Below are 25,913 nucleotides of genomic sequence, written 5' to 3' on the forward strand. Positions count from 1 at the left end.
TATGAAGGCAAAGGTATAATGCGTTTAATTAAACTGAGTTTATTATTTGGCACTTTATTAGGCTATGCTTCGGCCGCTTATGCAGTGCCTCATTGTACTGTTTGGGGTGAACTTCAATCAAAAGCAGATACTAATATTGTTTCGATGAATAGCCCCTCAAAAAGCCAGTTTGACTTGCTAGGGCGGTTAATTTATCGGCCTTTGTTAGTTGCAGAGAAATTTCACTGGTTGGGTTTTGAGCTGTACCAAGCTCAAGCAAAGTTGAATAAAACAGTGAGTACCAGCAATGAGTATGCAGTGCCTTTTGCTGTGAAAATTAGCAATAGCTCAGGTGAAGTTTTAGATTATCGGTTTAACGCTAAATTAAAAGTGGCCGATCAACAAAAGCTGATTGCTTTATACCGTGCCTTTCACCGTGCAAAACCCCCTGAAAATTTACAGGGGGATAAGTACTGGGTTAAAGAGCGTGATGATATTGGTCAGTACAAATCACTCTACACAGTGTTAGCTGATAACAAACTAAAGCGAAATAAACTCAGTTATTTAGTACCAACCGACACTAGGCAAAGCACTAATGCTGCGAAAAAGCTAATGCAGTTGGAAGCGGCGAACATTATTAGTGATGAGTTTACTTTTGAAAACGATAAGTGCTGGTTAACAAAAACCCTCGGAAATAGTCATATTCAAGTCAGTAGTAGTGATGGAAGTATGAATATTGAAGTACTGCAAACACTAAGTTTAAATCGCTCAAATCAATCGATACCCGGTGATGCAAGGTTACTACAATTACCTGAAGACCCTAATCAATGGGAGAATTTAAGCACAGATTGGGTTTACCCTAAAGCGCCGCCTCAACCCTTAAAAAATACTGAAACGTTTATCACAGCTTTAAAAAGTATGGATTGGCTAGAGGGAGACCGAAAAACGCTTCTGCAATTTCTTTATGACAATGATCAGTATTTGATGAGCTTAAAAGAGCTTATTTCAACTAAATCAATTGCAGATCCTTTGGAAAGTAAATTGTTTATGTACCTAGGTAAGCATGACTCAGTTAATTCAAAACAATTACTGACAGAGGTATTTGTTGAGCCTGGTTTATTTTCTCCAAATCAGCGCTTTAGAAGTTTAATGGCACTAAAATACAGTGAAAAACCCTTAACTGACATGCAGGTTGAGGCGATTTTTGAGTATTCCATGTCATATGGTCTTGATGAAGAAAATTCAAAGCTGGCTCATAGTGCTTTAATGGTAATGGGGGCGATTGCAAAAAATCAGCAGGGCAGTGAGTTTTCGAGTCAGTTAACAGAAAAGTTAGCTGATTCATTAAGTTCAAGTGCAACGGAGCAAAAAGCATCAGCCCTAATCACCGCACTGGGCAATAGTGGAGACTATGATCATCAACAGCTTATTGGAGATTATTTAGCTGGCGACAGTGCAAGATTACGCCTAAATGCGGCAGAGGCATTGGCAAAAATGCCAAGTAAAACCAGTTTGAATTACTTGAGTAATCAACTAAATCAAGAAACTGATAGTAAAACGCAAGGGGCGATTTTAAAGGCAATGGGTAATAATGAGTTAGACGCAGAACAATTAGATAGTATTTATGCCTTTGCTGACGCTAGTAACCCGAAAGATATTCGAAGTGCCGCTATATCGGCGTTAAGTCAACAAGCGAAGTCAAAACCAGAGGTTAAAAGCCGTTTAAAAGCACTGGTTAAGACGGAAACTAATCAAAAGAACCTGCGCCAATTGATGAAAGCGCTATATGGTTCGTAAAAGCATAAGTTAGCGAGCTGGTAGGTTGGGTAGAGCGGAGCGAAACCCAACTAATTAGCGAGATACAAGGGGAAAGGGTAAAGGAGCTATCAGCTTTCAGCCGTCAGCTATCAGATTGAAAGTTAGCAAGTTAGAAAGAGTAAAGGGGAAAGTTTGCGAGATACGAGGTGTAGGAGGCGTTTTAACGCCGAACAAAAAATGGAGATATTAGGTATCAGTTGTTAGAAGTTAGATTAGATTGTGCCTGCGAGTAGTTAAATTGAAATGCTCATCCGTAGGCGTGAAATTTATTTCGCGCGATGAACAAAAGAGCTATCAGATTGAAAGTTAGCAAGTTAGAAAGAGTAAAGGGGAAAGTTTACTCGCACCTCGCACCTCGCACCTCGCACCTCGCACCTCGCACCTCGCATCTCGCATCTCACCCCTTCTTTTTCTCCTAAAACCTAATAATTTGTACTTAAAAAACGCACAAAAGTTAAATTAATGTAAATTCATTCTTGCTTTCGTACCTGTTTGGTCTATGTTTTTGGTCGGAGGTCACTCCTCCAACCTGATAGATAAAATGACAATCAACAGGAACACACATGAAAATAAAAACACTCTCACTAGTGCCAGCTTTAATGTTGGCAGCGGGTATCAGCCACAGTGCTTTTGCTGCGCAAGGAGTCGCATTTGTGCACGGTACAGGCCAGCAAAGCGATGCGTATAATGACTATTGGACAGGCAGTTTTGTCGACACGGTTCGTCAAGGTTTACCAAACAGTAGTAATTACACGGTCATTAATTGTGACTTTGATCAATACATGTGGGCAGACGCGGCATCTGGCTGTTTAGCAGGGCAGCTCACTACATTTATCAATAATAAAAACATCACTGATTTAACCCTGATCACCCATTCTAATGGCGGTAATGTAGTGCGTTGGATTTTATCTAACCCAACATGGGATAGCCGCTATCCAAATATTATTAGCAAAGTCACGCGTACTATTGCTCTGGCTCCTTCAAGTGGTGGTACGCCGTTGGCTGATGCGGTTATTGCGGGTAATTCGTTCGAGCAAAGCTTGGGTTGGCTTTTAGGTTACGGCAGCGATGCAGTAAAACAACAACAAGTATCCTGGATGGAATCGTATAACGCACAGTGGCTGTATGGCACACCGAACCGCCCAAATTTACCGTCTCGATTCGAAACCGTGGTGGGCAGTGATGTTGAATCAGCTGTATGGGATAGCGATAGCTATTGTGGCGGTTATCAAAATCAAGTGGGCCTTGAAGTAACGCAAAACTGGTTAGATAGCTGCTCAGATGGCTTTTTAAATTGCAGTTCTCAGTCGTTAGCTGGGGTGGTGTGGTTTACCGATAAATCACGAACCCAAGGTGGTGAGCCTTTAAGTCATCAGCAAAGTCGACGTAACTGTTTTGGCTTGCCAAACATGCTTAAAAACCGAATTTAGGAGCCCGCTATGATTAATAAGTTAACCACAATTGCAGCTGCAATAGTGCTTGTAAGCACAGCAGCGAAAGCTAATGAGCAAACGGTTTATCAATTCCCTCAAGTTCAACCAGCATCAAGCGCTCAACTACAAACACTTGAAAAAGACAGTGTTGAATATTGGCAGAAAGTTTCGGGTAAAGAGCTTAAGCGCGGTGTGCCTGTCTTTGTAAACCAAGCTGATAACTTTATTCGCATTGCACCAAAAGCACGCTTTGATAGTGGCGAAGTATTTAAGCCTCATGGCTTACAGCTTGATAAGCTGTCGGTGCGAGATGACAACTTTAGACAAATGCCAATGCAAGCCATGGTTGCACGTAAGCAAATGGAAAATGCAGGATTTAGCGATGGTAGTGTTGGATTGAAGCTTGGTCAGGTAAATGGCAAAGCAATGTTAAGAACAAGCCAAGCCCTTAACGACGACGACACTTACTTGCTGCACGTGATTGAAAAAGGCTCGAGCAATGCTTTACATGCTAAATCGCAGTTTAAAGTGAAAGATCAGCACCAACGTGTTGCTATGCAGCTTAGTATGGGTAAAAAGCGCTTTAAAGATAGTGATGTGAAGTTAACGCTTTCAAGCCCTGATGGCGAAAAGTTAGATGTACGTTACGAAAATGGTGAAGCGGTATTTAATTACCCGCTTGAGACCTTAGGTGCCGTAAATGGTTACTATGAGCTTGAGGCCAGTGTAGACACTAAAGTGAATGGTCAAACGGTAAAACGCTCTATAAAAATGCCATTTGTACATAGCTCACAAACCATCAGTATGGATAAAGCCAAAGTCACTGTGCTTGGTAATAACAAATACCAAGCCAAGGTGCCAGTGCAAGTGACTGACTCTGGCCGCTATGCTATTCGTGCTACGTTAACTGGCAAAGGTAATAAAGGTGAGCGCATCAAACTGGCAACGGTTGAAGTTGCTAAACAGATTGATAGTTACGGCAGTTTCACCATGCCTTTTGCAGTCACTCAAGCAGCCAAAGCCCCATATGAGCTGGTGGATATTGAACTTACCGACCAAACGCGAATGTTAAAATTTGCTGGGGAGTAAAGGATAGCTCTTATCGTATGTTGGGTGGAGCTGAGCGAAGCCCAACAAGTTAGTGAGTAGCTAGGAGAAGGAGCTATCAGCTTTCAGCTATCAGATTGAAAAGTTAGCAAGTTAGCAAGTTAGAAAGAGTAAAGGGGAAAAGTACGAGTTTCGAGGGGCTAGATACGAGTGTAGGCGTTTTAACGCTGAACAAAAATGGAGATATTAGATATCAGTCGTTAGAAGTCAGATTAAAACAAAAGAGCTGTAAGCTTTAAGCTATAAGTTTTGAGTTGATTGTTCCTGCACATCACTATGGCTTAACACGTTACTGTAGGCGTGAAATTTATTTCGCGCGTAATAAATTTTGTTTTTCTCTATGTAGCGCGAAGCGCCTTGGGGCAGTTAGTTTAGTACTTGAACGTAAAGGAAATATATCATTAAGTAGGAATGTTGGCTTAATGGGAAAGTAATGGCAAAATTGTGTTTTAAAAATGGAAAGTTAAATAATGGACTATAATCAGCCACTTTCGAAGCACTCCCTAGATTTAAACCTGAGCGACCGAGTTTGGTTTAGATATTCAACTTTCTATAAAAAGCCAGTATTGCAGGCTGATTCCAATACAAAACTAAAGTCGCTACCGGGCCTAGCTGTGCTGTCGGGCGGAGCTGAATTTTTATTTTTCTTTATGACTATCGCTATTGCTGTAATGAGCCTAGTGCTTCAAGAAACGATGCAGCCGATACCTGCTTTTGTAACTTGTGTGAGTTGTTATCTCTGTGTATTTGTTATCAAGCGAATTGTGATTTATAACAAATTTGGATTTGGTCGTAAGTGGGTTATGAGTATATCTAAAGACTCACTCGAAATAGATAGGCAAGCAATAGAGGGTAAAGCTTCAAAAGTTTTGCAAATCGCTAAGGGCGATATCCAAGAAGTCATTTTTAATTATACTTTTCACGGTAGAAGTGGTCATATTGTGAACGAAAAAACGGCCAATTTACACGCTTGTGAAATTCATCAGAAAAGTGGCGATGTTGTTACGCTAGATAGTATGCGAGTAGGTCTTTTTGATGTGCTGTATCTTTTAAAATTCCACGAATACCCGCTACTATTCAGAGGTACAACTTCAGGCGGTGCAGGTAATATAGTTATTTTGATTATGCGGTTAATTTCTCTTTCTGCGATCATTTCGGCTCTTTTAATGTTGGCATTTAATTTAAAGTCATAAAGGTGAGTTATTTTATGGCTATTAGCTGGTAGGTTGGTTAGAGCGATTTAAACTCAACGTTTGGAGCCGTCAGCTTTCAGCCATCAGCTATCAGACGAAAAAGTTAGCGAGATACGAGGTGTGGGAGGCGTTAGAAGATATTAGATATCAGTGGTTAGAAGTTAGATTGGATTGTGCCAGCACATAGTTAAATTGAAATGCATACCCGTAGGCGTGAAATTTATTTCGCGCGATATTTCTTAAATCAACGGGTGAGTTGTAGGTCGGGCTTTAGCCCGTAATGTTAGCGAGTTACAAGGGGAAAGGTACGAGTTTCGAGGGAGGAGATACGAGTTGTAGGAGGCGTTTTAACGCCGAAAAAAGTAGATTGGATAGGGAGCCCCCTTTACGAATCCAAAACCAACACTATGCTGTTAGCACCTAGCACCTAGCACCTAGCACCTAGCACCTAGCACCTAGCACTGTAGGTGTGAAATTTATTTCGCGCGATGATCTATTTAAAACGTGCCATGCAAGCATAACGCCTACCAGGCATTTGATTACGCGATATAAAACCGCTGCCACAATTTTGCTAACTTGCTAACTTGCTAACTTGCTAACTTGCTAACTTGCTAACTTGCTAACTCGCAACTCCTGCCCCTAGACCCTTTCACCTGTATTCTTTTACAATGCATAAAATGACTTAATTTAGAGAATGCGTTGAACTACTTGGCTCACCTTTATTTAGCACAACCGACGGCTGATTCACATTTTGGTAATTTGCTGGGGGATTTTGGCGGGCGTCGGTATTCTGCGCAGTTACCCAATACGGTTAAAAATGGCCTTGAAAATCATTATTTGGTTGATAGGTTTACTGACTCACATCCCCTTGTAAAAGAGGCTAAGCAGTACTTTTCGCCAGCACGTAAACGCTTTGCAAGTGTCGCGATTGATGTGGCGTTCGATCATTTTCTTATTCAGCATTGGCAGCGCTTTAATGACCAACCATTGGCTGATTTCAAACAGCACAGTTATGGGCTTTTAAATGCCAGGCAAGCCATGATGCCTTCGCGTATGCAGCAAGTTGTGACCAGTATGACCAACAATGATTGGTTTAAAGAATATGAAACCCTCGATGGGGTCGGCCTTGCCCTTGATAACATCGCCAAGCGTATTCGTTTTGCTAATAATTTTGCAGGAGCTGCTGACGATATAGCCCGTCACTACCAACAATTAGACGCGGTATTTTTAGCATTCTTTCCCGAGCTTGTTGAGCATGTGAAGCAAATGGGAGTGGAATGAGTTTGCGAGTTTCTAGAGTAAAGTTAGCGAGTTAAAGGGAAAGGTACGAGTTCTGAGGAACGAGATGCGAGTTGTAGGAGGCGTTTTAACGCAGAACAAAAATAGAGATATTAGATATCAGTCGTTAGAAGTCAGATTAAAAACTCAACGAGTTAGCGAGTCGCAAGGGGAAAGAGTAAAGGGGAAAGGGTAAAGGGTAAAGGGTAAAGGGGAAAGATACGAGTTTCGAGGAACGAGATGCGAGTTGTAGGAGGCGTTTTAACGCAGAACAAAAATAGAGATATTAGATATCAGTCGTTAGAATCAGATTAAATCAAAAGAGCTTTAAGCTATAAGATTTAAAACCCAACAAACAAGCTGAAACTTGCCCGTAGGCGTGAAATTTATTTCGCGCGATGGTTATTATCAAAGAGGTAATTTGTAAGTCGGGCTTCAGCCCGTGAGTGTTAACGATTGCTTTTCGCCATAAATAAAGATCTACAATGGGTTATATCTGTGAAGTTTGCTTTTAATAATTCCTCTTAAACGCAGCGCCTCTTTTCCTCTTTGTGATAATTACCCTAAAGCGGCTTACAAACCGATTAACCTCTTACCTTAAAATACGAAATGGCTGATATCTTGGCTGCTTGTTGCGGTTATATAGTCGATTAGCGATAGCTAAGTGAACTTCTAGGCGCTTAAAAGCTCGTTATTTAACTGAGCTGAACTACCCTTTGTAAAGCAAGTAAGCCTAGAATGAATACTTACCTCAATCGCAGTACCTTGAACATAGCAATGTAATGTAGCAACCGTGAGGGAACAATAATGAGCAAACCCATAATTGCAGCCGTTTCGCCGAAAAAAGTCACCTTAGAGCAGGGGCAAGAATACTATTTTTGTGCCTGTGGGCGGTCTAAAAACCAGCCATTTTGTGATGGCTCACATGCCGGAACCGATTTCAAGCCCAAAGCATTTACAGCAGAAGAGTCGGGCGATGCCTATTTATGCCAATGTAAGCACACTGCCAATGCGCCGTTTTGTGATGGCAGTCACAAACAATTTGATCAAAGCCAAGTTGGTCAAGAAGGGCCTGGCGTGCAAATTCAAGCCTCTGATTTGCCAGTTGCTACAGCAACCAAAGAGGAACCCACCGTTGAGCTTATCCATCAATTAGCACGTGAAGGATTATCTAAGCTTGGGCACCATGGCCCTATGGTGTCGATGGGCGTGCCACGATATCAATTACCTAAATGGGATGACTTACAGCTAATGGTGGCGCAAATGGCAACGCAACCTTTAATGGAAGATGTTGCTGTTAATACTGAGCTTGTGATTGGCCCGCGAGCGAAAAAGCCATTAAAGCTGGCTATTCCATTATTTGTTTCTGATATGAGTTTTGGGGCTTTATCTGAAGAAGCTAAAGTATCTTTAGCAAAAGGAGCAGAACTTGCTGGTACAGGTATTTGTTCGGGTGAAGGGGGGATGCTTCCTGAAGAGCAGCAAGCCAATTCACGGTATTTTTATGAGTTAGCAAGTGCAGGCTTTGGTTATAGCGAAGATAAATTAAAGAATGTGCAGGCCTTTCACTTTAAAGGTGGACAAGGCGCAAAAACGGGCACTGGTGGGCATTTGCCCGGCAATAAGAATGTTGGCAAAATATCTGAGGTTAGAGGAATTGAAGCGGGCACTTCGGCGATTTCACCACCAACATTTAAAGACTTACACAGTGCCGCCGATTTCAAAAAGTTTGCTGACAGAGTACGCGAGGTAACGGGCGGTATTCCAATCGGTTTTAAACTGAGTGCTAATCATATTGAGGAAGATATTCAATTTGCGCTCGATGCGAGTGCCGATTACATCATTCTTGATGGTCGTGGAGGCGGTACAGGCGCAGCCCCTGAGATCTTTAGGGATCATATTAGCGTACCGACTATTCCTGCACTTGCCAGAGCAAGAAAGTATCTAGATGAACAAGGCGCAAGTGATGTTACTTTGATCATTACAGGTGGTTTACGTTTATCAATTGATTTTGTAAAAGCGCTTGCTCTTGGTGCCGATGGGGTGGCGATTTCGAATAGTGCAATGCAAGCAATTGGCTGCGTTGCTGCACGCATGTGTAACACCAATAACTGCCCAGCAGGGATTGCGACACAAAAGCAAGACTTACGTCAGCGCTTAAATATTGAAAAGTCAGCAAATCAATTAAAGAACTTTTTTGAAGCTTCAACTGAGTTAATGTCGGTAATGGCTAGGGCATGTGGTCATGACTCTTTAGCTAAGTTTAATGCTAATGATTTAGCAACATGGCACAAAGATATGGCGTTGTTATCTGGTGTTAAGTACGCAGGTGTTGGAATAAGTTAGCTAGTTAGAAACAGTAAAGTTAGCGAGTTAGCAAGAGTAAAGGGGAAAGGTACGAGTTCCGAGGGACGAGATACGAGACGTTTTAACGCAGCACTGGTAGCAGCGGGTTTACCCCGCGTTCTCAGAATAAAAATACCCAAGTTAGCGAGTTGTTAGGGGAAAGAGTAAAGGGGAAAGATACGAGTATCGAGGGACGAGATGCGAGTTATAGGAGGCGTTTTAACGCCGAACAAAAATGAAGCTATTAGATATCAGTCGTTAGAAGTCAGATTAAAAACTCAACGAGTTAGCTAGTTACTTGACACAAGTGGTAGTCACTCTGGTGTTTTTAACTTGCTAACTTGCTAACTTGCTAACTTGCTAACTTGCTAACCCGCAACTTACCCATTTAATCGTCTGGGCCTTTTAGGGTAAACACTAAATGCCTGCGCATGTCTTTTAAAATCACGCCTTTTTTCAGCATTGCGCCACTAAGGCGTTTTTGCCATTTTAATAGCTCTGGGGTCGCTGCATCGAGTGTTTGCTGGTTTTCAAATTGAAAACATAATAGCAATGAGCCTGGGAATAAGTGGTACTCCACATCAAACCAGCATTGCAACATGCCTTCGAGCTCTGCGCGACCTTGCTCTTCAAGGGCGTCGGCAACATTTAATACAAGGGCTTGCTGTTTTAATTGTACTTTAGAAAGCTTTTTCATTTAAAAACCAAAATCGAGTCGAAAAACAGATTATACCTAAGCTTTACGCTTGGCGGAATGCATTACGCCAGTCTCGCGGTGATAAACCAAACTGAGAGCGAAAATGGTGGCGTAAAGTAACAGATGAGCCAAAACCGCATTGCTCGGCTAAATGTTCTAATGGTAAATCAGTTGACTCAAGTAGTCGCTGCGCGTGGTTTAAACGTTGATTTAATAGCCATTGCCCAACGCTCTGTCCTGTAAGCGATTGAAAGTGGCGGGTAAAGGTGCGCCGGCTCATGTGCATTTGCTCTGCGAGTTTATCAATCGTATGGTTGCAGGCTAAGTTTTTTTGCATCTGTTCAAGTAAGCTTGCTAAGCGCTCATCAGCAACACTTTCGGGGACGGGTAGGGCAATAAATTGTGTCTGCCCACCAGTGCGATACGGAGCCGTTACCATCATTCTGGCAATAGCATTAGTTTGCTCGCTTCCTAAAAATTTGCGAACCAAATATAAGCAGCAATCAATAGCTGCAGCTGTTCCTGCCGATGTATAAAGCTGGTCATGTTCAAGGTAAAGTACTTGATTGTTAAGTTTCACTTTTGCAAAGCGAGCTTTAAAGTCATCGCTGTATGCCCAGTGGGTGGTTGCTTCAATATTATCTAAAAGCCCAATGTGTGCTAACGCATAAGCTCCTAAACAAAGCCCTACAATAATAGCGCCACGGCTATGAGCGTTTAGCAAACTGGTTGCTAATTCTTTAGAGGGGGCAGTTTCAGGGGATGGCCAAGACGGAATAATTATAATATCTGCCTGATCAAATTTTGTTATTGAGTGGTGCGCTTGAATATCAAACCCCGCACTTGAGGGCATTACCTGTTCACATTCGCTGCACACTGTTAAATTAAATTCTTTGATACCTGCCGAGCGAGCGCCCTCACCAAACACCATACATGGTACTGCAAGATGAAATGGGCTGATATTAGGAAATGCAAATACTGCAACATTCATGGTAAAGCCTTATCAAACACTTTGGCCCAATATTATCGATAAATGGTGTTTGGGTCACTGTTTGATACGTTAAAAATTCAGCAAACTAGGCGTCAATACAATGAAAAAGGGTTTATACAATGACAAACACAGCATTACTAATTATCGACTTACAGAATGATTACTTTGAAGATGGCGCGTTTCCTTTATGGCAGGCTAAACAAGTAAAAGATCAGCTCGTCGATGTGATAAAACAAGCCACAGAGCGCGGGGTTTTACCTATTCATATTCAGCATGTTGCTGATCCTTCTCAGGGTTTAGCGCCATTTTTTAATGAAGGTACAAAAGGTGTTGATATTCATCCTGATATTTTAAATGCAGCACCAGGTGCCCATGTGGTTGTAAAACACTATGCAGACAGCTTTCATCAAACTAATTTAGAAGATGTCTTAAAGCAGCATGGTATTAAAAAACTTTTGATCGCAGGCATGATGACGCAAAACTGTGTGACTCATACAGCTATCTCAGAGCAAGCTAAAGAGTACGATGTGGCAGTTTTAACGGATGTGAGTACAACAGTATCTGAAATGCTACATTTAATCGCACTAAATGCGCTTGCCCCACGAGTAAAACTGCTAGACGCAAAGCAAGCCTTGCTTAGTTTGCAAAGTAATTAATATTTGCAAAGGCCGAAATAACATCTTTGGCAAATGCAATTCTGGGGTGTTTTAATGCCCCTTTGTTCCAAACTAAGTAAATTATGTTTTCTGGGCCTTCGGGCCCTAGTTGCACAAGCTCTCCGGCTTTTATCTGATCGCGACAAAGATAATCGGGTAATACAGAATAGCCAATGCCTGAGCGAATAATATTGCTAATAGCACGTATATCTGGGCAAATAGCAATGACGTTTGAGTGGCATTTTGCGTTGAATACAGCTTCAAAGTATTGTCTTATTAAAGGCAGCTCTTCATCATAAGCAACGACATTGTAGCTTGAGAGTAAATCTGCGGTAATGGTGCTGTCTTTGATTTCTCTTCCATGTAGACGGTTCATTACCAAAATTAGTTTTTCTTTGTCGAGCACTAGGCTATCGAATAGTGCTGGATCAGGCGCTGATGCGGCAATAGCAATATCTGCAGTTCCTGATTGCAAGGCATCAAAAATTCTCACTTTATTACCAATATGCAGAACAAGATTTACATTGCCAGATTGTAGTAAGTTGGCAATTTGTGGCCCTGACACACTACTAATATATTCGGCAGGTCCTGCGATATTTATAGTGCCATGTGCGGCATCAGAACGTGCCCGTATCGACATGATCTTTTGCTCTAATATATCGATATGACCAGAAACCTGCAGCGCTAAATCATGTGCCGCTGCAGTGGGGGTAACACCGCGGGCTTTGCGCTCAAATAAAGGTTTACCAACTACAGCTTCCATTGCTTGAATGTGTGAGGTCACCGAAGGCTGAGATAAGCCTAAATTAGCCGCTGCCTTCGTAATATTTTTACAACGATAAACTTCAACAAAGGTTTTTAATTGCGTGAGATAAGACATGTAACTGTACGAGCCATAAATATTCTGATTGCTCCTCTTAATTTATCCGAATTCTACTCGCCCCGCAAACCAACTATGATGGCTGCACTTTCTAAGAGGATGATTTATGAAAAAGATATTACAGCGACTAACGCTTGTTGCTGCATCAACTATGTCGATGTTTGCAGTGGCGGGTGAAGGCGAAGTTTTGGTTATTTTATCAAGTGAAACAACCATGGATTTAGCTGACGGCCAGAGCATTGAAACAGGCTACTACCTAAATGAGTTTGGTGTGCCAGCGAAAGCATTGGTCGATGCGGGTTATGAGCTTGTACTTGCAACACCCAAAGGTAATGCGCCTCAAGTAGATAAAAAATCAGTGAGTACCGACTACTTTGATGGTAATGAAGCTAAAATGCAGAGCATTCAGCGTTTTGTAGCATCGCTACCAGATATCAAAGATACCGCAAGTTTAAGCGAAATTTTAGCGGGTGACTTAAGCCAATATGAGGCTGTGTTTATCCCAGGCGGCCATGCGCCTTTAATTGATTTAGCAAACAACCCAGAAGTGGGTGAAATTTTGCGTCATTTTAATAAGCAAGGTAAACCAACAGCGGCAATTTGCCATGGCCCAATTACGTTGTTGTCGGCACAAGTTCAGCCAAATTCTTATTATCAAGCGATAAAAGATGGCGAAAAGGCAGCGGCCAACAACTGGATTTATGATGGCTACAAAATGACTATTTTTTCAAACCCTGAAGAGCGTGTTTTTGAGAACAGTTTAGAAGGTAAAAAGCTTAAGTTTTATCCTGCTATGGCAATGGAAAAAGCCGGTGGAAATATGGCATTCGCTAGTGAGTGGCAGCCAAACGTAGTTGTTGACCGCGAACTGATTACGGGGCAAAACCCGTTTTCAGATAAATTATTAGCAGAAAAACTTTTAGAAATGTTAGCTAAGTAAATTAGCTAATTAGCAATTTAAACCTAATTTAAGGGGCATTTAAATGTTGAACTTTATTTATAAAAATCAAACCGAAATTTTGTTTGGTAAAGGTCAAATGAGTGAGATCACGTCACTTTTACCAGAAAACGCTAAAGTACTATTACTTTTTGGTGGTGGCTCAATAAAGAAAAATGGCGTATACGACCAAGCAATGAGTACATTAGCCGATGTTGACGTGATTGAGTTTGGTGGTGTTGAACCTAACCCAACATACGAAACGCTGATGCAAGCTGTGGCAACTGCTAAAGAGCAGAATGTTAATTTTATTCTAGCTGTTGGCGGTGGCAGCGTTATTGATGGCGCTAAGTTTGTTGCAGCAGCTTATAACTTTGCAGGTGAGCCGTGGGATATCCTTGTTAAAGGTGCTGAGTTTAGTAACCCGCTTCCTATTGGTGCAGTTTTAACTTTACCTGCAACTGGCTCTGAGAGTAACGGTAACTCAGTGGTTACAAAAAAAGAGACTGCGCAAAAACGTGCTTTTTCATCACCTAGTGTGCAACCTGTTTTTGCAGTGCTTGATCCTGAATATACTTTTTCATTACCAGAACGCCAAGTAAGTAATGGTGTTGTAGATGCGTTTGTACACGTTATTGAGCAGTACTTAACTTACCCAGTAAATGCGCCATTACAAGACCGCTTTGCAGAAGGTATTTTACAAACCTTGATCAGCGAAGGCCCTAAAGCGCTGAGCGAGCCGCAAAACTATGATGTAAGAGCCAATGTTATGTGGTCGGCTACAATGGCACTGAATGGTTTGATTGGTCAGGGTGTACCGCAAGATTGGTCTACGCATATGATTGGTCATGAATTAACGGCCCTTTATAACCTTGATCACGCACAAACGCTGGCGATTGTTTTACCTGCGCTAATGCATGTTCAAAAAGAGCAAAAGTCTATTAAAATACAGCAACTTGGTGAGCGAGTGTTTGGTTTTAATTATAGCGATGAAGCTGAGCAAATCGATAAAACGATTAAAGCAGTGCAAGACTTCTTCGAAGCAATGGCTGTGAAAACGCGCCTTGCTGACTATGAACTTGATGAACAAGCAATAGACGCGGTTGTTAAAAACTTAGAAAAGAATGAGATAACTACGCTAGGTGAACATGGTGATATTGACTTAGCTAAAGTTAAGCAAATATTAGCGCTTGCACTTTAGCGCTTAAATTTAAAGGCGTAACATAAGCTGTTACGCCTTTTTTAGTGCTCAAAAATTGATTTTCTCGAACTAGCTGAAGATAGCCAAAAGAGCAGCTTAATACCGCAATGAAGATTCAAGATCAGCTACGTTACCCTAAAAACGTAAACATACGTATGTGAGTGTTCACTACTTCATTGAGCGCCATGCAAAGGTCGAAGCGGCAACCACAATCGCAATAGAAATACCAAGGTAGAGGGTTTCTATTGTGCCGCCGAATTCAACAGCGTGTTCTAAAAACAGAATCACTAAAATGACGGATGTTACCTGCACTAAGGTAATTTTTAAGTCATGAAAATCTTCGATATGAAAGGCGGCCAAAAACTGGCTACTCTTTGTGGTTGCAGGCGAAATGAATAGCCGGTAAAGGCTGATGGTAATAACTTGAAGAGTAATACCAATCAGTAATAAGTCCAGAATTTTTAAAAGCTCGACTATCATCTCTTTCCCTCCCTTAGCAGAGTCAGGCAAAGATATAACCGTTGCTTTAACAACATTAAAAACGATGTTCACACAGGTTATATAAACAAGTAACGATGAAATTGCTGTAGTGATAATCGCGATGATGACTAAAAACCGGCTATTTTGAAAAAGGCGCTCCATATCAACTCACACAAATTAATTTCTTTATTATACGAAGCTTAGCTGGTTTTTGATTAAATACAGCACGGCCATTAGCTAAGGGGACTTAACTTATTAGTTCTTTGAGTATTTACGTGCGAGCTTTGGTTGTGTATAAGTTTAAGGAACAAAAGGGTTGCTTCTATTAAGCATTAATACAAAAGGGATTTTTATGGGCTCGATGGCTAAGCACTCACTAGAACTGGATTTAAATGATAAAAAATGGTTTCGATATGCTGCCTTTAAAGGAAAATCGTCACTAACTGAAGAGTCAATAACAGAACTAGAATCTCTCCCAGGCTTAGCGACGTTATCTGGGTGGGCCGAAGTGTTATTCGCGCTTATGGTATGCGCAATTTCGCTATCTAGTTTTTATTTAGTCGATGCTTTTAACCCATGGTTGGCTTTTTTAATTTGCCTTATAAGCTTTTTATTGGTGTTTATTACCAAACGCATCATGACTTACAAGAAGTATGGCTTTGGTTCTAAATGGGCAATGAGCATAAGCAAGGGTGAGCTCAAAATTGATAAATTGACTTTTAAAGAGCACCAAAATCACACTCTCACCATTGCTAAAAACCAAATCGCAGAGGTTTTGTTTCACTACACGATGGATCTAAAACGCAAACGAAAGTTTGGCGAACGACGAATTAGATTACCCACTTTGCATGTGTGTGAAATTCACTTAAAAAATGGTGATACCCATGAAATTGACGGGATGCGGGTAGGGCTTTTTAACGTGTTATATTTAATGGTTTTTCATGGCTACCCATTAAGCTTTAAAGGCACTTTTGCTGGTGGTGCAAGGAATGCCTTAATTTTGTTACTAAGGATGTTTGCCCTATCGGCAATTGCAAGTGCGCTCAGTATGCTGTTCGTTAATTTAAAGCCATGAGCAGTTGTAGTGTGTTCTTGAATGAAATAGCGCCTATTAGAATTAATAGACGCAGTTGGTACGCTCGTATTAAGCAATAAAGTCAAGGGTTACAAGTAACCGTTTTTCGCCAGCAGCGAGTGCTGGTGAGCGGTGCACAAGGCCTTTGCCTTCGTTATTTTGCCAAGTTTCGCCTTTTAATAGGGCTACATCACCCACATTAAGAGAGTGAATTTTAGTATTAGCTGTCATTAATCCTGACTTTTCATCACTTAATCCTTGGTGACCTGCGCCAAGTTTAGTCCGATCAAGTCCTGCATTTTGCAACCACTGTGAGCCACTACCACAATAGGTGCTGACTAACCGACAAGGGACTCTGTCAACATGAAAACGTGGGCACATGGCACGTTCCAGTACTCTTAGGCGTAATCCGGTGCGCTTTAACTCAAATAAATAACAAAACATATCAACAAGCTGAGCGAGGTCGGCTTTAAGCTCTTCTGCTTGAGGTAGTTTTTCAAGGGCCTTATTTATGTCAGCCACAATGGTATTTTGATTGATCACAGCGTTAATACTGAGCTCTGGGTTGGCTGTAATACTCTCAGCTACTTCTGATTGCAGCTGTTCAGTTAAGTTACGCTGCCAAATTGCAATGTTCTGCTCTGGTTTATAAATTTGCGAAAACACCACAGGGCTTAATGCCGTTGCTACTGTTGTTGGGAGGTTATCAGTATCATGTTCAAATGCGTAAGCTGTCATTATGCTTCCTCCCAAACAGGAAATGGGTCGGGCAGGGTTTGCCAAAGCGCTTTGCCTGCTAATAGTTCTTCGTCGCTGAGTAAGCAGTTATCGAGAGCTTGAATGATCGCTGCTTGATTGAGGTTTTGGCCAATAAAAACCAGCTCTTGGCGCATATCACCAAAGGGTTCTTGCCATACTTGGTTAATTGAGTCTAAGTAGTCGCTATCTGTTGGCCACTGATCTTTCGGTAAGGCTTTCCAAAATATCCCGCCAAAACCATAGCGGGCTATGCCGCCAGCTTGATTCCATTGGCAAGCAAATTGTGGTCGAGAGGCTAACCAAAAATAGCCTTTAGAGCGAAGTAGTTTGCCTTCGCGTTGATTGTTATGAATAAAGTTATAAAATTTTTCAGGGTGAAAAGGGCGGCGGGCTTGGTAAGTAAAGCTGCTAATGCCGTACTCTTCGGTTTCTGGGGTATGCTCGCCGCGCAGCTCTTTTAGCCAGCCAGGTGCTTGCTGAGCTTTTTCAAAGTTAAACAGGCCCGTGCCGAGAATTTTATTGATATCAACTTGGCCATTTTCAATGGCAATAAGCTCTGCTGAAGTATTTAATGAGCTTAAAATGGCTTTTAAACTCTCAAGTTCATCGGCGCTAATTAAGTCTGTTTTACTAATTAAAATAACATCAGCAAACTCAACTTGATCAATAAGTAAGTCTGCTACGCTTCGCTCATCTTCATCACCTAAATGCTCGTTGGTTTCTTGTAAAAATTTGGCTTCGTTAAAGTCGTTTAAAAAGTTAACGGCATCAACGACCGTGACCATGGTATCAAGCCTTGCAACATCAGAAAGTGACACGCCATCTTCATCGGCAAAGGTAAATGTTTCGGCAACAGGAAGGGGCTCAGAAATACCCGTTGACTCAATAACCAAATAATCAAATTGGCCCGTTTGCGCTAAAGTGCGTACTTCAATGAGTAAGTCTTCACGCAGTGTGCAGCAGATACAACCATTGCTCATTTCTACTAGTTTTTCTTCGCCGCGGCTAAGCGAAACATCGTTTTTAACTGTTGCTGCATCGATATTTATTTCGCTCATATCATTGACGATTACAGCCACTTTTTTGTCTTCACGGTTATTTAAAATATGGCTGAGCACAGTGGTTTTACCTGCACCTAAAAAGCCAGAGAGCACGGTGACGGGAAGTTTGCTCATAGTAGTGACCCTTAATTAGATTAAACAAATACGATAAATGTTTTGTTATAATATATCAATAAAGGGGCGGTTAGGAATAGTTGTTATGTGTTAATGCAAGATAAAAGTTCACGGTAGTGAAGTGTAATACGCTATCGCATTGATTTTTATTAGTGAAAGCTGAGCTTTTGCTGTGTGCTTACCTAAAAAGACAAAGTTAATAAATGCCGAATGTTGAGTGTATTTTATGGTGGTGAGGATAAATCTAAAGTAGGTGGTTTAGATTGTTTTAGTTAGAAAAAATTACACAAATTGTGTAATAAGTTTAATTACAGGTTATTTAATTTAATTTTAACTTATTGATATTGTTTGTTTTAATTTTGGCTTTTTACTTGCTTACTAGGTTTCCTAAATTTACGTAATAACAATTTAACGAGTTTAAAATAAAGGGAAACTTATGCCGGAGTCATTTAAATATTCAGGTCAAAAGGGGCATGGTGGTGAGCTACATCAACATGCAAATAATCAGTATTCAACAATGACTACAGCACAAGGTTGTCCTGTTAGTGATAATCAAAATTCCTTGTCAGCAGGGAAGCGTGGTCCAACATTAATGGAGGACCATATTTTCCGTGAAAAAATGTTTCATTTCGATCATGAGCGTATTCCTGAGAGGGTTGTGCATGCTAGAGGTTATGGGGCACACGGTTACTTTGAAACTTACGAAACACTTGAAGAGCTGACATGCGCGGATATATTTCAACGAAAAGGCGAAAAAACACCTGTATTCACTCGGTTTTCAACGGTCGCTGGTAGCAAGGGCTCGCCTGACTTAGCTAGGGATGTGCGCGGATTTGCTGTTAAATTTTATACAAAAGAGGGAAACTGGGATTTAGTTGGTAATAACATTCCTGTGTTTTTTATCCAAGATGCGATGAAATTCCCAGACTTGATCCATAGCGCTAAAGCTGAGCCTGATCGTGGTTTTCCGCAAGCTCAAACGGCTCATGATAATTTTTGGGACTTTATTAGCTTATCGCCTGAATCTATGCATATGGTCATGTGGGCGATGTCTGATAGAGCTATTCCACGTTCATTACGCTTTATTGAAGGGTTTGGCGTTCACACATTTAAGTTTATCAATAAAAATGGTGAGCAAAAGTACGTTAAATTCCATTGGAAACCTAAATCAGGCATGCAATCAGTGGTTTGGAATGAAGCTGTTAAAATTAATGGAGCAGATCCTGACTTTCATCGTCGCGATATGTGGGAATCAATTCAAAATGGCGATTACCCTGAGTGGGAACTTGGCGTACAGGTATTTGATCAAGCTTTTGCCGATGACTTTGAGTTTGATGTATTTGATCCCACAAAGCTTATCCCTGAAGAGCAAGTACCCGTTAAGATCATTGGTCGAATGGTTTTAGATAGAGTGGTTGATAATTTTTTTGCAGAAACAGAGCAGGTTGCTTTTTGCACACAAAACATAGTTCCCGGAATCGATTTTACACCAGATCCACTATTACAAGGGCGTAACTTCTCATATTTAGATACGCAAACAAAGCGATTAGGAGGGCCAAATTTCACTCATATCCCTATTAATGCACCTAAATGTCCAATGCACCACTTTCACCAAGATGGTCACATGGCAATGCATAACCCCAAAGGAAGAGTAAATTATGAGCCAAACTCTTGGCAAAGTGATGAAAACAATCCAAGAGAATGTCCTGTTCATGGCTTTAAAAGCTCTGATGATGAAGCGCAAGGTAGCAAGCTAAGGTATCGATCAGAAACCTTCAGTGATCATTACAGCCAAGCTAGGCAGTTTTATCTAAGTCAAACTAAGATAGAGCAATCACATATCCAGGACGCATTGATTTTTGAACTGTCAAAAGTGGAACATTTAGCTATTAGGGAGCGTGTGGTGTCTCATTTACTAAATATTGATAGCGAATTAGCTAAGTTAGTGGCCTCTGGTTTGGGTTTGCAAACAATGCCTGAACCTGCTGAGGCTGCACTAAAAACTCGCCAAGATTTACCTGTATCTGATGCACTGAGTATTCAAAAAAGTGCTTTGGCTACTTTTGAGGGAAGGAAGCTCGGTATTCTCGTTAGTGATGACTTTGACGATCAGCTATTTAATTCATTAGTTAGCGAACTAAACGAGCAAGGTGCGAACTTTGAAGTCATTGCAGCCCAGATCGGTGGAGCGAAAAGCGCTACTGGTGTTCACCTTGGAGCAGAGCAAGTTATTAACGGCGGCCCTTCTGTTTTATATGATGCAGTTGTTTTACTGACATCAGAGGAAGGTGCTAAAGAGTTAATTAAAATTCCAGAGGCGAGAGATTTCGTTTCTGATGCGTACTCACACAAAAAATTTATTGGTTTTACTGAAAGCTCAATGGAGTTGTTAAAAGCTGTTGGCTTAAATGAAGACCAAGACGACGGCATCATTAACCTAGAAACGTGCAAGGCATGTGACTTTCTTCAGACACTAACACAACTTCGTTATTGGCAACGATAACTCATTTTTCAAGGCGAGGGCTACTCGCCTTGAGTAATAATTATATAGTGAGAAGGTGCAGTGAAATTAATTTATGTTGATGATAATTTGCCTGGTATTACTCGAAAAAGTCACTCTAAATGTTGGCTTTACTACGACCCAACAGGTAAGCGGATTAATGATAAAAGTGAAATCGCCCGTTTAGATGCACTAGCATTCCCTCCTGCATACAAAGATGTTTGGTTTTGTCCTGAAGAAAATGGCCATATTTTAGCAACTGGTTACGATACAAAAGGGAGAAAACAATACCTTTATCACCCAGATTTCAGAGAGCAGCAGGAGCTAAAAAAGTTCGAAGTGTGTGAGCTTTTCGGAAATAAATTACCCTTACTAAGAGCAAAGTTAGCTGAATACTTAGAAGGTAATACACTTGATTATCAAAGGACAATAGCTGCAGTTGTTAGATTGATGGATTTAGGCTCTTTAAGGATAGGATCTAAACGTAACGCGAAAGAAAATAATAGTTTCGGAGCGACAACCTTACGTCGCCGCCATGCGAAGATAACAGGGAAAAATATTCGCTTAGAATATAAAGCTAAATCTGGCAAAGTGAGAGAGGTTAACCTTACAGATCGCGTTTTGAGCTCTATTATTAAAGAGTTGCAAGATTTACCCGGACAAAACCTGTTTCAATACAAAGAGGATGGTGAATGTATTCCCGTGACTTCACGTGAAGTTAATCAATTTATCCAGAATGTAATGGGAGAGGAGTTTAGCGCAAAACACTTTAGAACCTGGCGTGCGAGTGTTTTAGCATTCGAAGCTTTTTATAATGCAAAGAAAAAGCTCCCATTGTGCGACATGCTAGAAACGGTATCGAGCCATTTGGGTAATACGCCAACGATAGCCCGTAATTCTTATATTCACCCGGCGCTTATTGATTTATGTAAAAAGGATGAAAACAACCAGGTTAGTTTAAGAAAGCAATTAAAACTGCCCCGTAAAACGAAGTATTTGAATAGATACGAGCGAGGACTTCTACTCTTTCTCGGCCAGTAGATATGTCTATTCTGGTAGTCAAGCAATGCTATTTCCTGATAGCAACATTACAGAATAAGTAAGACTATTTGGCAGTGTACTAACCGGTACAACTGGCTTAATCTTTAGCTAATTGACTGCTTATTAAGGATTTATATGCGTTTAGCCAAACTGTTGTTAGCATTTTCTATTACTTGTTTACCTTATACGTTATCGGCAAAAGAGCTGTTAGCACCAAAGCTCCCTGAGGCTATACAAGAAATTTACCCAACAGTCATGAATCAACAGATTTGGGTTGCGGGTGGTATCTCTACTGAGCTGCCAGCATCAACGGGTAAGATGACTGCAAAAGTCCATTATTGGTCACCTAAGTATGTTAGTTGGCAATCAGCACCTAGTTTGCCTGAAGGGCGTCATCACACGTATTTAATCGCAGTAGAAAACAGACTATTTGCCTTTGGTGGTTTTGTTAATAGCCAAGGCCAATGGACCAATAGCCGTGATGTGCTAATGCTAGATAAAGGCGCCAAAGCATGGCAAAAGGTGGCGAGTTTGCCTTTTGCGTTAAGTGAGACTGTGGGCGCAGTGCTTAATGGTAAAGTGCACTTAGCAGGTGGACGTAGCCCTAGCAGTGAGAAAAATGGCCAATGGCAGCATAGTTTAGATGTGAGTACGCATTTAATTTTTGATCCTAAAAGCTTCACCTTCAAAGAAGCTGCACCCTTACCTTCGGCTAGAAACAGTACGGCAAGTGCACAAGTAAACGGCCGTTGGTTTGTACTAGGTGGCAGAACCGTTGGCGGCGAGCCTATCACTGACATGCTCGAATACCTACCCGAAACAAACACCTGGCAAGTACATGCAGCACTCCCTAAAGCACGAGCAGGGCATGCGGCAGCAGTTATTGATAATGCTATCTATGTGTTTGGCGGTGAACATCACAAAGGAGTTGATCGTGAGGTTTTTAGCTATGATTTGTCCAAGCAGCAATGGCGCAAAACTTTCGAATGGCAAACACCTCGCCACGGTTTAGGAGCTGTTACGTTAAACGGCGAAATTTGGCTAGTGGGTGGTGCCACAAAGGTAGGGCTTTCTGAAACGAGCCGTGAAGTGACTTCATTAAGAAAATTAGTCGAACAATAGCTTGCTTTTAATTAGATACTTTTAGTTAAGAGTTCATAATCTAATTCTTGAATAAATGTCTCTAATAGAGGAAAATCGTCTGCTTAATCTCATAATAAGAAAACAGTTTTTTGTTGTGAGTAAAATAAAAATTATAAGTTGTTTAGGATAGGGAAATGACCAAGCTACCATACCTTGCGTTGCTATTTTGCTCGCAATCACTTTTAGCCACAGAAAATACTGCACATTATAACCAATATGGTGATGCGACACTTTTAAATTCGCAACAGATTAATTACGAAAAAACTTATTTTACTAGCCGCGATAAAAACAATTCGCAAGCAGATTTAGACAGAGCTTCAGGGATTAACTTATCCAATACCACTGTAGATGAAAGCTTAGATTTAACATCTGTATTTCGTCGTTACTCTTTAGGTAATTCAACAGGTCTAAATGGCCTTTATTCTGTAGACTTGCTCGGTAACGGTAATAAGCAAATTATTTCGGTGCAACAAAACGATTTTAATATTATTGAGTATAAAGATAATCAATATTCAGTCGTTGAAGGTTTCGATTCTCAGGATTACATCACAGATAGTACATTGTTAAAAAGCATTGCCGATGATACTTATTATTTAATACTTATGACGAGCAATCAGATAGTAAAAATTAATTTACTAACAATGAAAGTCGAAAGTACAAAGGAGGTATTTTCTAGCCAATCAGTAATGGCAAGAGATATTAATAACGACGGTCAGGACGAGCTCATTGCAATTGCCAATAGTCAGATCTTGGTACTAGACCAGTCAGACCTGTCTGTTATTTCTCAACTTGAGTATTACGGTAACAAATTTGTTGTTGGTTCGTTTACCGAACAAAATGTTCACGAATTAATGCTTGAAGATGGAAAATTGTATCGTATCTCTGAAAATTCAATAAATTATATAAAAACATTGAGTACGCAACTAACAGGTATCCATTTACAAAGTGTTGATACTAACCAAGATGGTTTAGATGAAGTAATCAATGGTAATGGTTGGTATTCGATTGAATTAATTAGTCCAAACACAGACAGTGTCATGTGGACAGCTAATAGCGAGTTAGACATTTCAAGAATTATAGTCGCAGATATTAATAATGATGGCGCTCAAGACCTAGTATATGGAGATGGTCAATGGGGGCAAATCCATGCTTTATCTTTAAGTACTGGTCAGGAGTTTTGGCAGATCAATAACCCTGAACACAGTGTTTCAAGTATTTTGGTAGACGATTTTAATCTTGATGGTAAAACAGATATTGCGTGGGGAGCTGGTTATACGTCTTCAGGTGATGATGGGTTTCATATTCATACTGTAGAAGATAAGTCTAAGCAATGGTCGCAAACGATCTATAGTTATTCACAGTTTTTATTAGGCCTTGCTGATATTGATGGTAAAGGTGGAATTGATGTTATTTTTTCTGAAAATGGCACAAATAAACTTCAAGTTGTTGATATCGAAACAAACGAGCAATTACTATCTAGTGTCGATTTAACCGATGGCTGGAATGACTACCAGTATGTGATTGCTGCTGATTTATTCAATGATGATAAAAATTATTTAATCGTTGCAGGATCAAAATCTTACAAAGGAAACATACAAGTATTTTCCCCAGATAATGGAAATTTACTGTATACAGTACCTTTTGAAAGTGGCGACCAAATTTCAACGATTGAAGCCTATGATATTAATCAAGATGGTTTCTTAGAGCTAATTGTTGGTAATGGCGCATCGCACACCGGAAGTGAAGGCTCTTATATACGAGTTTTTAACGGACAAACCGGTGAACTTATTAAGCGCTCACCTCGTTTACAGGACTTTTGGGGTGGGGTTTCTGGCATAGTCGCAGGCATAGATACACAACAAAGCAGTAAAGAGTTATTTGCTTTAACAGGTAACCAATTTGTTAAATATAACTACACTGATAATAGTGTAACTAATTACTCTTTAAACGACCGTTTTAAGTCGCTAGAGGGGGTTGTTATCAATGGTGAAAAAGCGCTTTATGCTGCCAATCAATATGGCCTTTTATTCTCTTTGACGGAAACTGGAGAAAAGTCTGAAGTTGCTAAATTATGTGACAATTCATTAAACAATATAGTATCTACACGTGCAGGCTTCATCTTATTTAGTTGTGAAGATAAGTTTGGAGAGTACGATTTAAATAATGATGAGCTGCTTTATGAAGTAGCGCGTGCAAATCAACGCAGTTCTATAGTAAGTGCAACTTATAATGGTGTGGATTATTCATTGCTTTCAGGAAAATCTATAGAGGTTTTCTCAAATGAAGCCCCAGCTCCTTTAGCTAAACCGCAAGATAGCGAGGTAACATCCCATGTGCTTTCGCCACTCGAAGTTAACCTTAATTTGAGTGATATTGACTTTGTGGTTTTTGAAAATAGTCCTAGCCTTGGCCAGTTGACGTTTATTGACCGTCAAACAGGACAGTTCACATATACGCCTCACGGCACTGTCGGTGTTGATGAATTAGCGTTTTATACAGTAAAAGGTCGTTCACGTTCTGAGCTTGCAAAGTTTACAGCTACGTTAACTAATCAGTCGCCAGTAGTTGATAATTCTACGATCACAACGCACTGGAATACGCCTTTGATTCTTAATTTGCCTGCCTCAGATGCAGATGATGAGCCACTTATTTTCACTGTAAAAAATGAGCCTCAACATGGTCAAATTGAATTACTTGATAAAAATACGGGTGAAATAAAATACACGCCGAGTGGTGAATCTTTACAGCCTGTTTCAATTACTTTTACCGCGAAGGACTCGCTTGAAGAGACTGCGCTTGCCAATGTTGTTGTTGAATTAACAAATACAACACCGACGGCTACAGATTTAAGTTATGAAACATATTACTCAACGGTAGTTAATGGTCGTTTTATTGGTAATGACGAAGATAATGATAAGTTAGAATTTGAACTAGTAACGAGCCCAAGTTCTGGTGAGCTTAGTTTTGATAAAGATACTGGATTATTTGTATACGAACCGACAGGGGAGTCTTCTTACTCAGTAAACTTTAGTTATCGAGCAAAAGATAGATTTGCTTCATCAGATACTAAAACAGTAGTTATAAACATTATTGGTAAAGCAGATAATTCAGGATCAAGCTCTGATTCCAGCTCAGACTCAGGCGGTAGTCTTTACTACTTAATGTCTTTATTACTTGCTATGGTTGCCTGTAGACGTAAATTTAAAGTATAAACAGGTACTTTT

General features: G+C 40.6%; 20 protein-coding genes. 14 read left to right on the top strand and 6 right to left on the bottom strand.

Annotated elements, in window-relative coordinates:
* Positions 1-18 precede the first annotated feature (18 nt).
* The 6 genes from WA256_RS00875 to WA256_RS00900 all read left to right on the top strand — a co-directional run bounded on the left by WA256_RS00875 (position 19) and on the right by WA256_RS00900 (position 9,154).
* The gene (locus WA256_RS00875) at positions 19-1,776 is read left to right on the top strand and encodes a HEAT repeat domain-containing protein (protein WP_335988312.1); all 1,758 of its coding nucleotides are present in this window, start codon (positions 19-21) and stop codon (positions 1,774-1,776) included.
* 584 nt (positions 1,777-2,360) lie between these two features.
* Positions 2,361-3,227, top strand: a complete 867-nt coding sequence (locus WA256_RS00880; protein ID WP_220094672.1) for a hypothetical protein — start codon at positions 2,361-2,363, stop codon at positions 3,225-3,227.
* Positions 3,228-3,236: 9 nt separating this feature from the next.
* A complete protein-coding gene (locus WA256_RS00885; RefSeq protein ID WP_335988316.1) occupies positions 3,237-4,319 on the top strand; it encodes a DUF4785 domain-containing protein in 1,083 nt (360 codons plus the stop codon).
* A 488-nt stretch (positions 4,320-4,807) separates the two neighbouring features.
* Positions 4,808-5,530 carry a hypothetical protein gene (locus WA256_RS00890; RefSeq protein ID WP_335988318.1) on the top strand — a complete coding sequence of 241 codons (723 nt, stop codon included), beginning with the start codon at positions 4,808-4,810 and terminating at the stop codon, positions 5,528-5,530.
* A gap of 699 nt (positions 5,531-6,229) precedes the next feature.
* A complete protein-coding gene (locus WA256_RS00895) occupies positions 6,230-6,811 on the top strand; it encodes an acyl carrier protein phosphodiesterase (protein WP_175083627.1) in 582 nt (193 codons plus the stop codon).
* Between the two features lie 804 nt (positions 6,812-7,615).
* The gene (locus tag WA256_RS00900) at positions 7,616-9,154 is read left to right on the top strand and encodes a glutamate synthase-related protein (protein ID WP_335988322.1); all 1,539 of its coding nucleotides are present in this window, start codon (positions 7,616-7,618) and stop codon (positions 9,152-9,154) included.
* A gap of 388 nt (positions 9,155-9,542) precedes the next feature.
* Here WA256_RS00900 and WA256_RS00905 read toward each other — a convergent pair whose 3' ends face one another.
* Both WA256_RS00905 and WA256_RS00910 read right to left on the bottom strand, forming a co-directional pair.
* A complete protein-coding gene (locus tag WA256_RS00905; RefSeq protein ID WP_054560743.1) occupies positions 9,543-9,851 on the bottom strand; it encodes a hypothetical protein in 309 nt (102 codons plus the stop codon).
* 43 nt (positions 9,852-9,894) lie between these two features.
* Positions 9,895-10,842, bottom strand: a complete 948-nt coding sequence (locus WA256_RS00910) for a GlxA family transcriptional regulator (RefSeq protein ID WP_335988325.1) — start codon at positions 10,840-10,842, stop codon at positions 9,895-9,897.
* A gap of 119 nt (positions 10,843-10,961) precedes the next feature.
* On the opposite strand from WA256_RS00910, the gene WA256_RS00915 reads away from it, so the two are divergent.
* Positions 10,962-11,498, top strand: a complete 537-nt coding sequence (locus WA256_RS00915) for a cysteine hydrolase family protein (RefSeq protein ID WP_335988327.1) — start codon at positions 10,962-10,964, stop codon at positions 11,496-11,498.
* Here WA256_RS00915 and WA256_RS00920 read toward each other — a convergent pair.
* A complete protein-coding gene (locus WA256_RS00920) occupies positions 11,479-12,378 on the bottom strand; it encodes a LysR family transcriptional regulator (RefSeq protein ID WP_335988329.1) in 900 nt (299 codons plus the stop codon). The two genes, WA256_RS00915 and WA256_RS00920, sit on opposite strands and share 20 nt — an antisense overlap.
* A gap of 106 nt (positions 12,379-12,484) precedes the next feature.
* Here WA256_RS00920 and WA256_RS00925 point away from each other — a divergent pair, with 106 nt between their 5' ends.
* Together WA256_RS00925 and WA256_RS00930 are read left to right on the top strand one after the other, a co-directional pair.
* Complete coding sequence (locus WA256_RS00925) at positions 12,485-13,318, top strand: type 1 glutamine amidotransferase domain-containing protein (protein ID WP_335988331.1); 834 nt, start codon at positions 12,485-12,487, stop codon at positions 13,316-13,318.
* A 43-nt stretch (positions 13,319-13,361) separates the two neighbouring features.
* Positions 13,362-14,516 (top strand): iron-containing alcohol dehydrogenase, encoded by a 1,155-nt coding sequence (locus tag WA256_RS00930; protein ID WP_335988333.1) that lies wholly within the window; start codon positions 13,362-13,364, stop codon positions 14,514-14,516.
* Positions 14,517-14,684: 168 nt separating this feature from the next.
* Here WA256_RS00930 and WA256_RS00935 read toward each other — a convergent pair whose 3' ends face one another.
* The gene (locus WA256_RS00935) at positions 14,685-15,158 is read right to left on the bottom strand and encodes a YqhA family protein (RefSeq protein ID WP_285220772.1); all 474 of its coding nucleotides are present in this window, start codon (positions 15,156-15,158) and stop codon (positions 14,685-14,687) included.
* Between the two features lie 199 nt (positions 15,159-15,357).
* Here WA256_RS00935 and WA256_RS00940 point away from each other — a divergent pair, with 199 nt between their 5' ends.
* The gene (locus WA256_RS00940) at positions 15,358-16,071 is read left to right on the top strand and encodes a hypothetical protein (protein ID WP_335988337.1); all 714 of its coding nucleotides are present in this window, start codon (positions 15,358-15,360) and stop codon (positions 16,069-16,071) included.
* Between the two features lie 69 nt (positions 16,072-16,140).
* On the opposite strand, the gene WA256_RS00945 is transcribed toward WA256_RS00940, so the two are convergent.
* On the bottom strand, positions 16,141-16,809 hold the full coding sequence (locus WA256_RS00945) for a DUF1826 domain-containing protein (RefSeq protein WP_335988339.1): 669 nt from the start codon (positions 16,807-16,809) through the stop codon (positions 16,141-16,143).
* Positions 16,809-18,005 carry a zinc metallochaperone GTPase ZigA gene (gene zigA / locus WA256_RS00950; RefSeq protein WP_335988341.1) on the bottom strand — a complete coding sequence of 399 codons (1,197 nt, stop codon included), beginning with the start codon at positions 18,003-18,005 and terminating at the stop codon, positions 16,809-16,811. The genes WA256_RS00945 and zigA overlap by 1 nt, the downstream gene beginning before the upstream one ends.
* Positions 18,006-18,441: 436 nt before the next feature.
* Here zigA and WA256_RS00955 point away from each other — a divergent pair, with 436 nt between their 5' ends.
* From WA256_RS00955 to WA256_RS00970, 4 genes are all read left to right on the top strand, one after another.
* A complete protein-coding gene (locus WA256_RS00955) occupies positions 18,442-20,508 on the top strand; it encodes a catalase (protein WP_335988343.1) in 2,067 nt (688 codons plus the stop codon).
* Between the two features lie 60 nt (positions 20,509-20,568).
* On the top strand, positions 20,569-21,546 hold the full coding sequence (locus tag WA256_RS00960) for a DNA topoisomerase IB (RefSeq protein WP_063528716.1): 978 nt from the start codon (positions 20,569-20,571) through the stop codon (positions 21,544-21,546).
* Between the two features lie 135 nt (positions 21,547-21,681).
* The gene (locus WA256_RS00965; protein WP_335988346.1) at positions 21,682-22,668 is read left to right on the top strand and encodes a Kelch repeat-containing protein; all 987 of its coding nucleotides are present in this window, start codon (positions 21,682-21,684) and stop codon (positions 22,666-22,668) included.
* Between the two features lie 155 nt (positions 22,669-22,823).
* Positions 22,824-25,901 (top strand): Ig-like domain-containing protein, encoded by a 3,078-nt coding sequence (locus WA256_RS00970; protein ID WP_335988348.1) that lies wholly within the window; start codon positions 22,824-22,826, stop codon positions 25,899-25,901.
* The last annotated feature ends 12 nt before the right edge of the window (positions 25,902-25,913 follow it).

Origin of the sequence: Pseudoalteromonas sp. CH_XMU1449-3 (assembly GCF_037027245.1) — a bacterium.
Lineage (GTDB): Bacteria > Pseudomonadota > Gammaproteobacteria > Enterobacterales > Alteromonadaceae > Pseudoalteromonas > Pseudoalteromonas shioyasakiensis.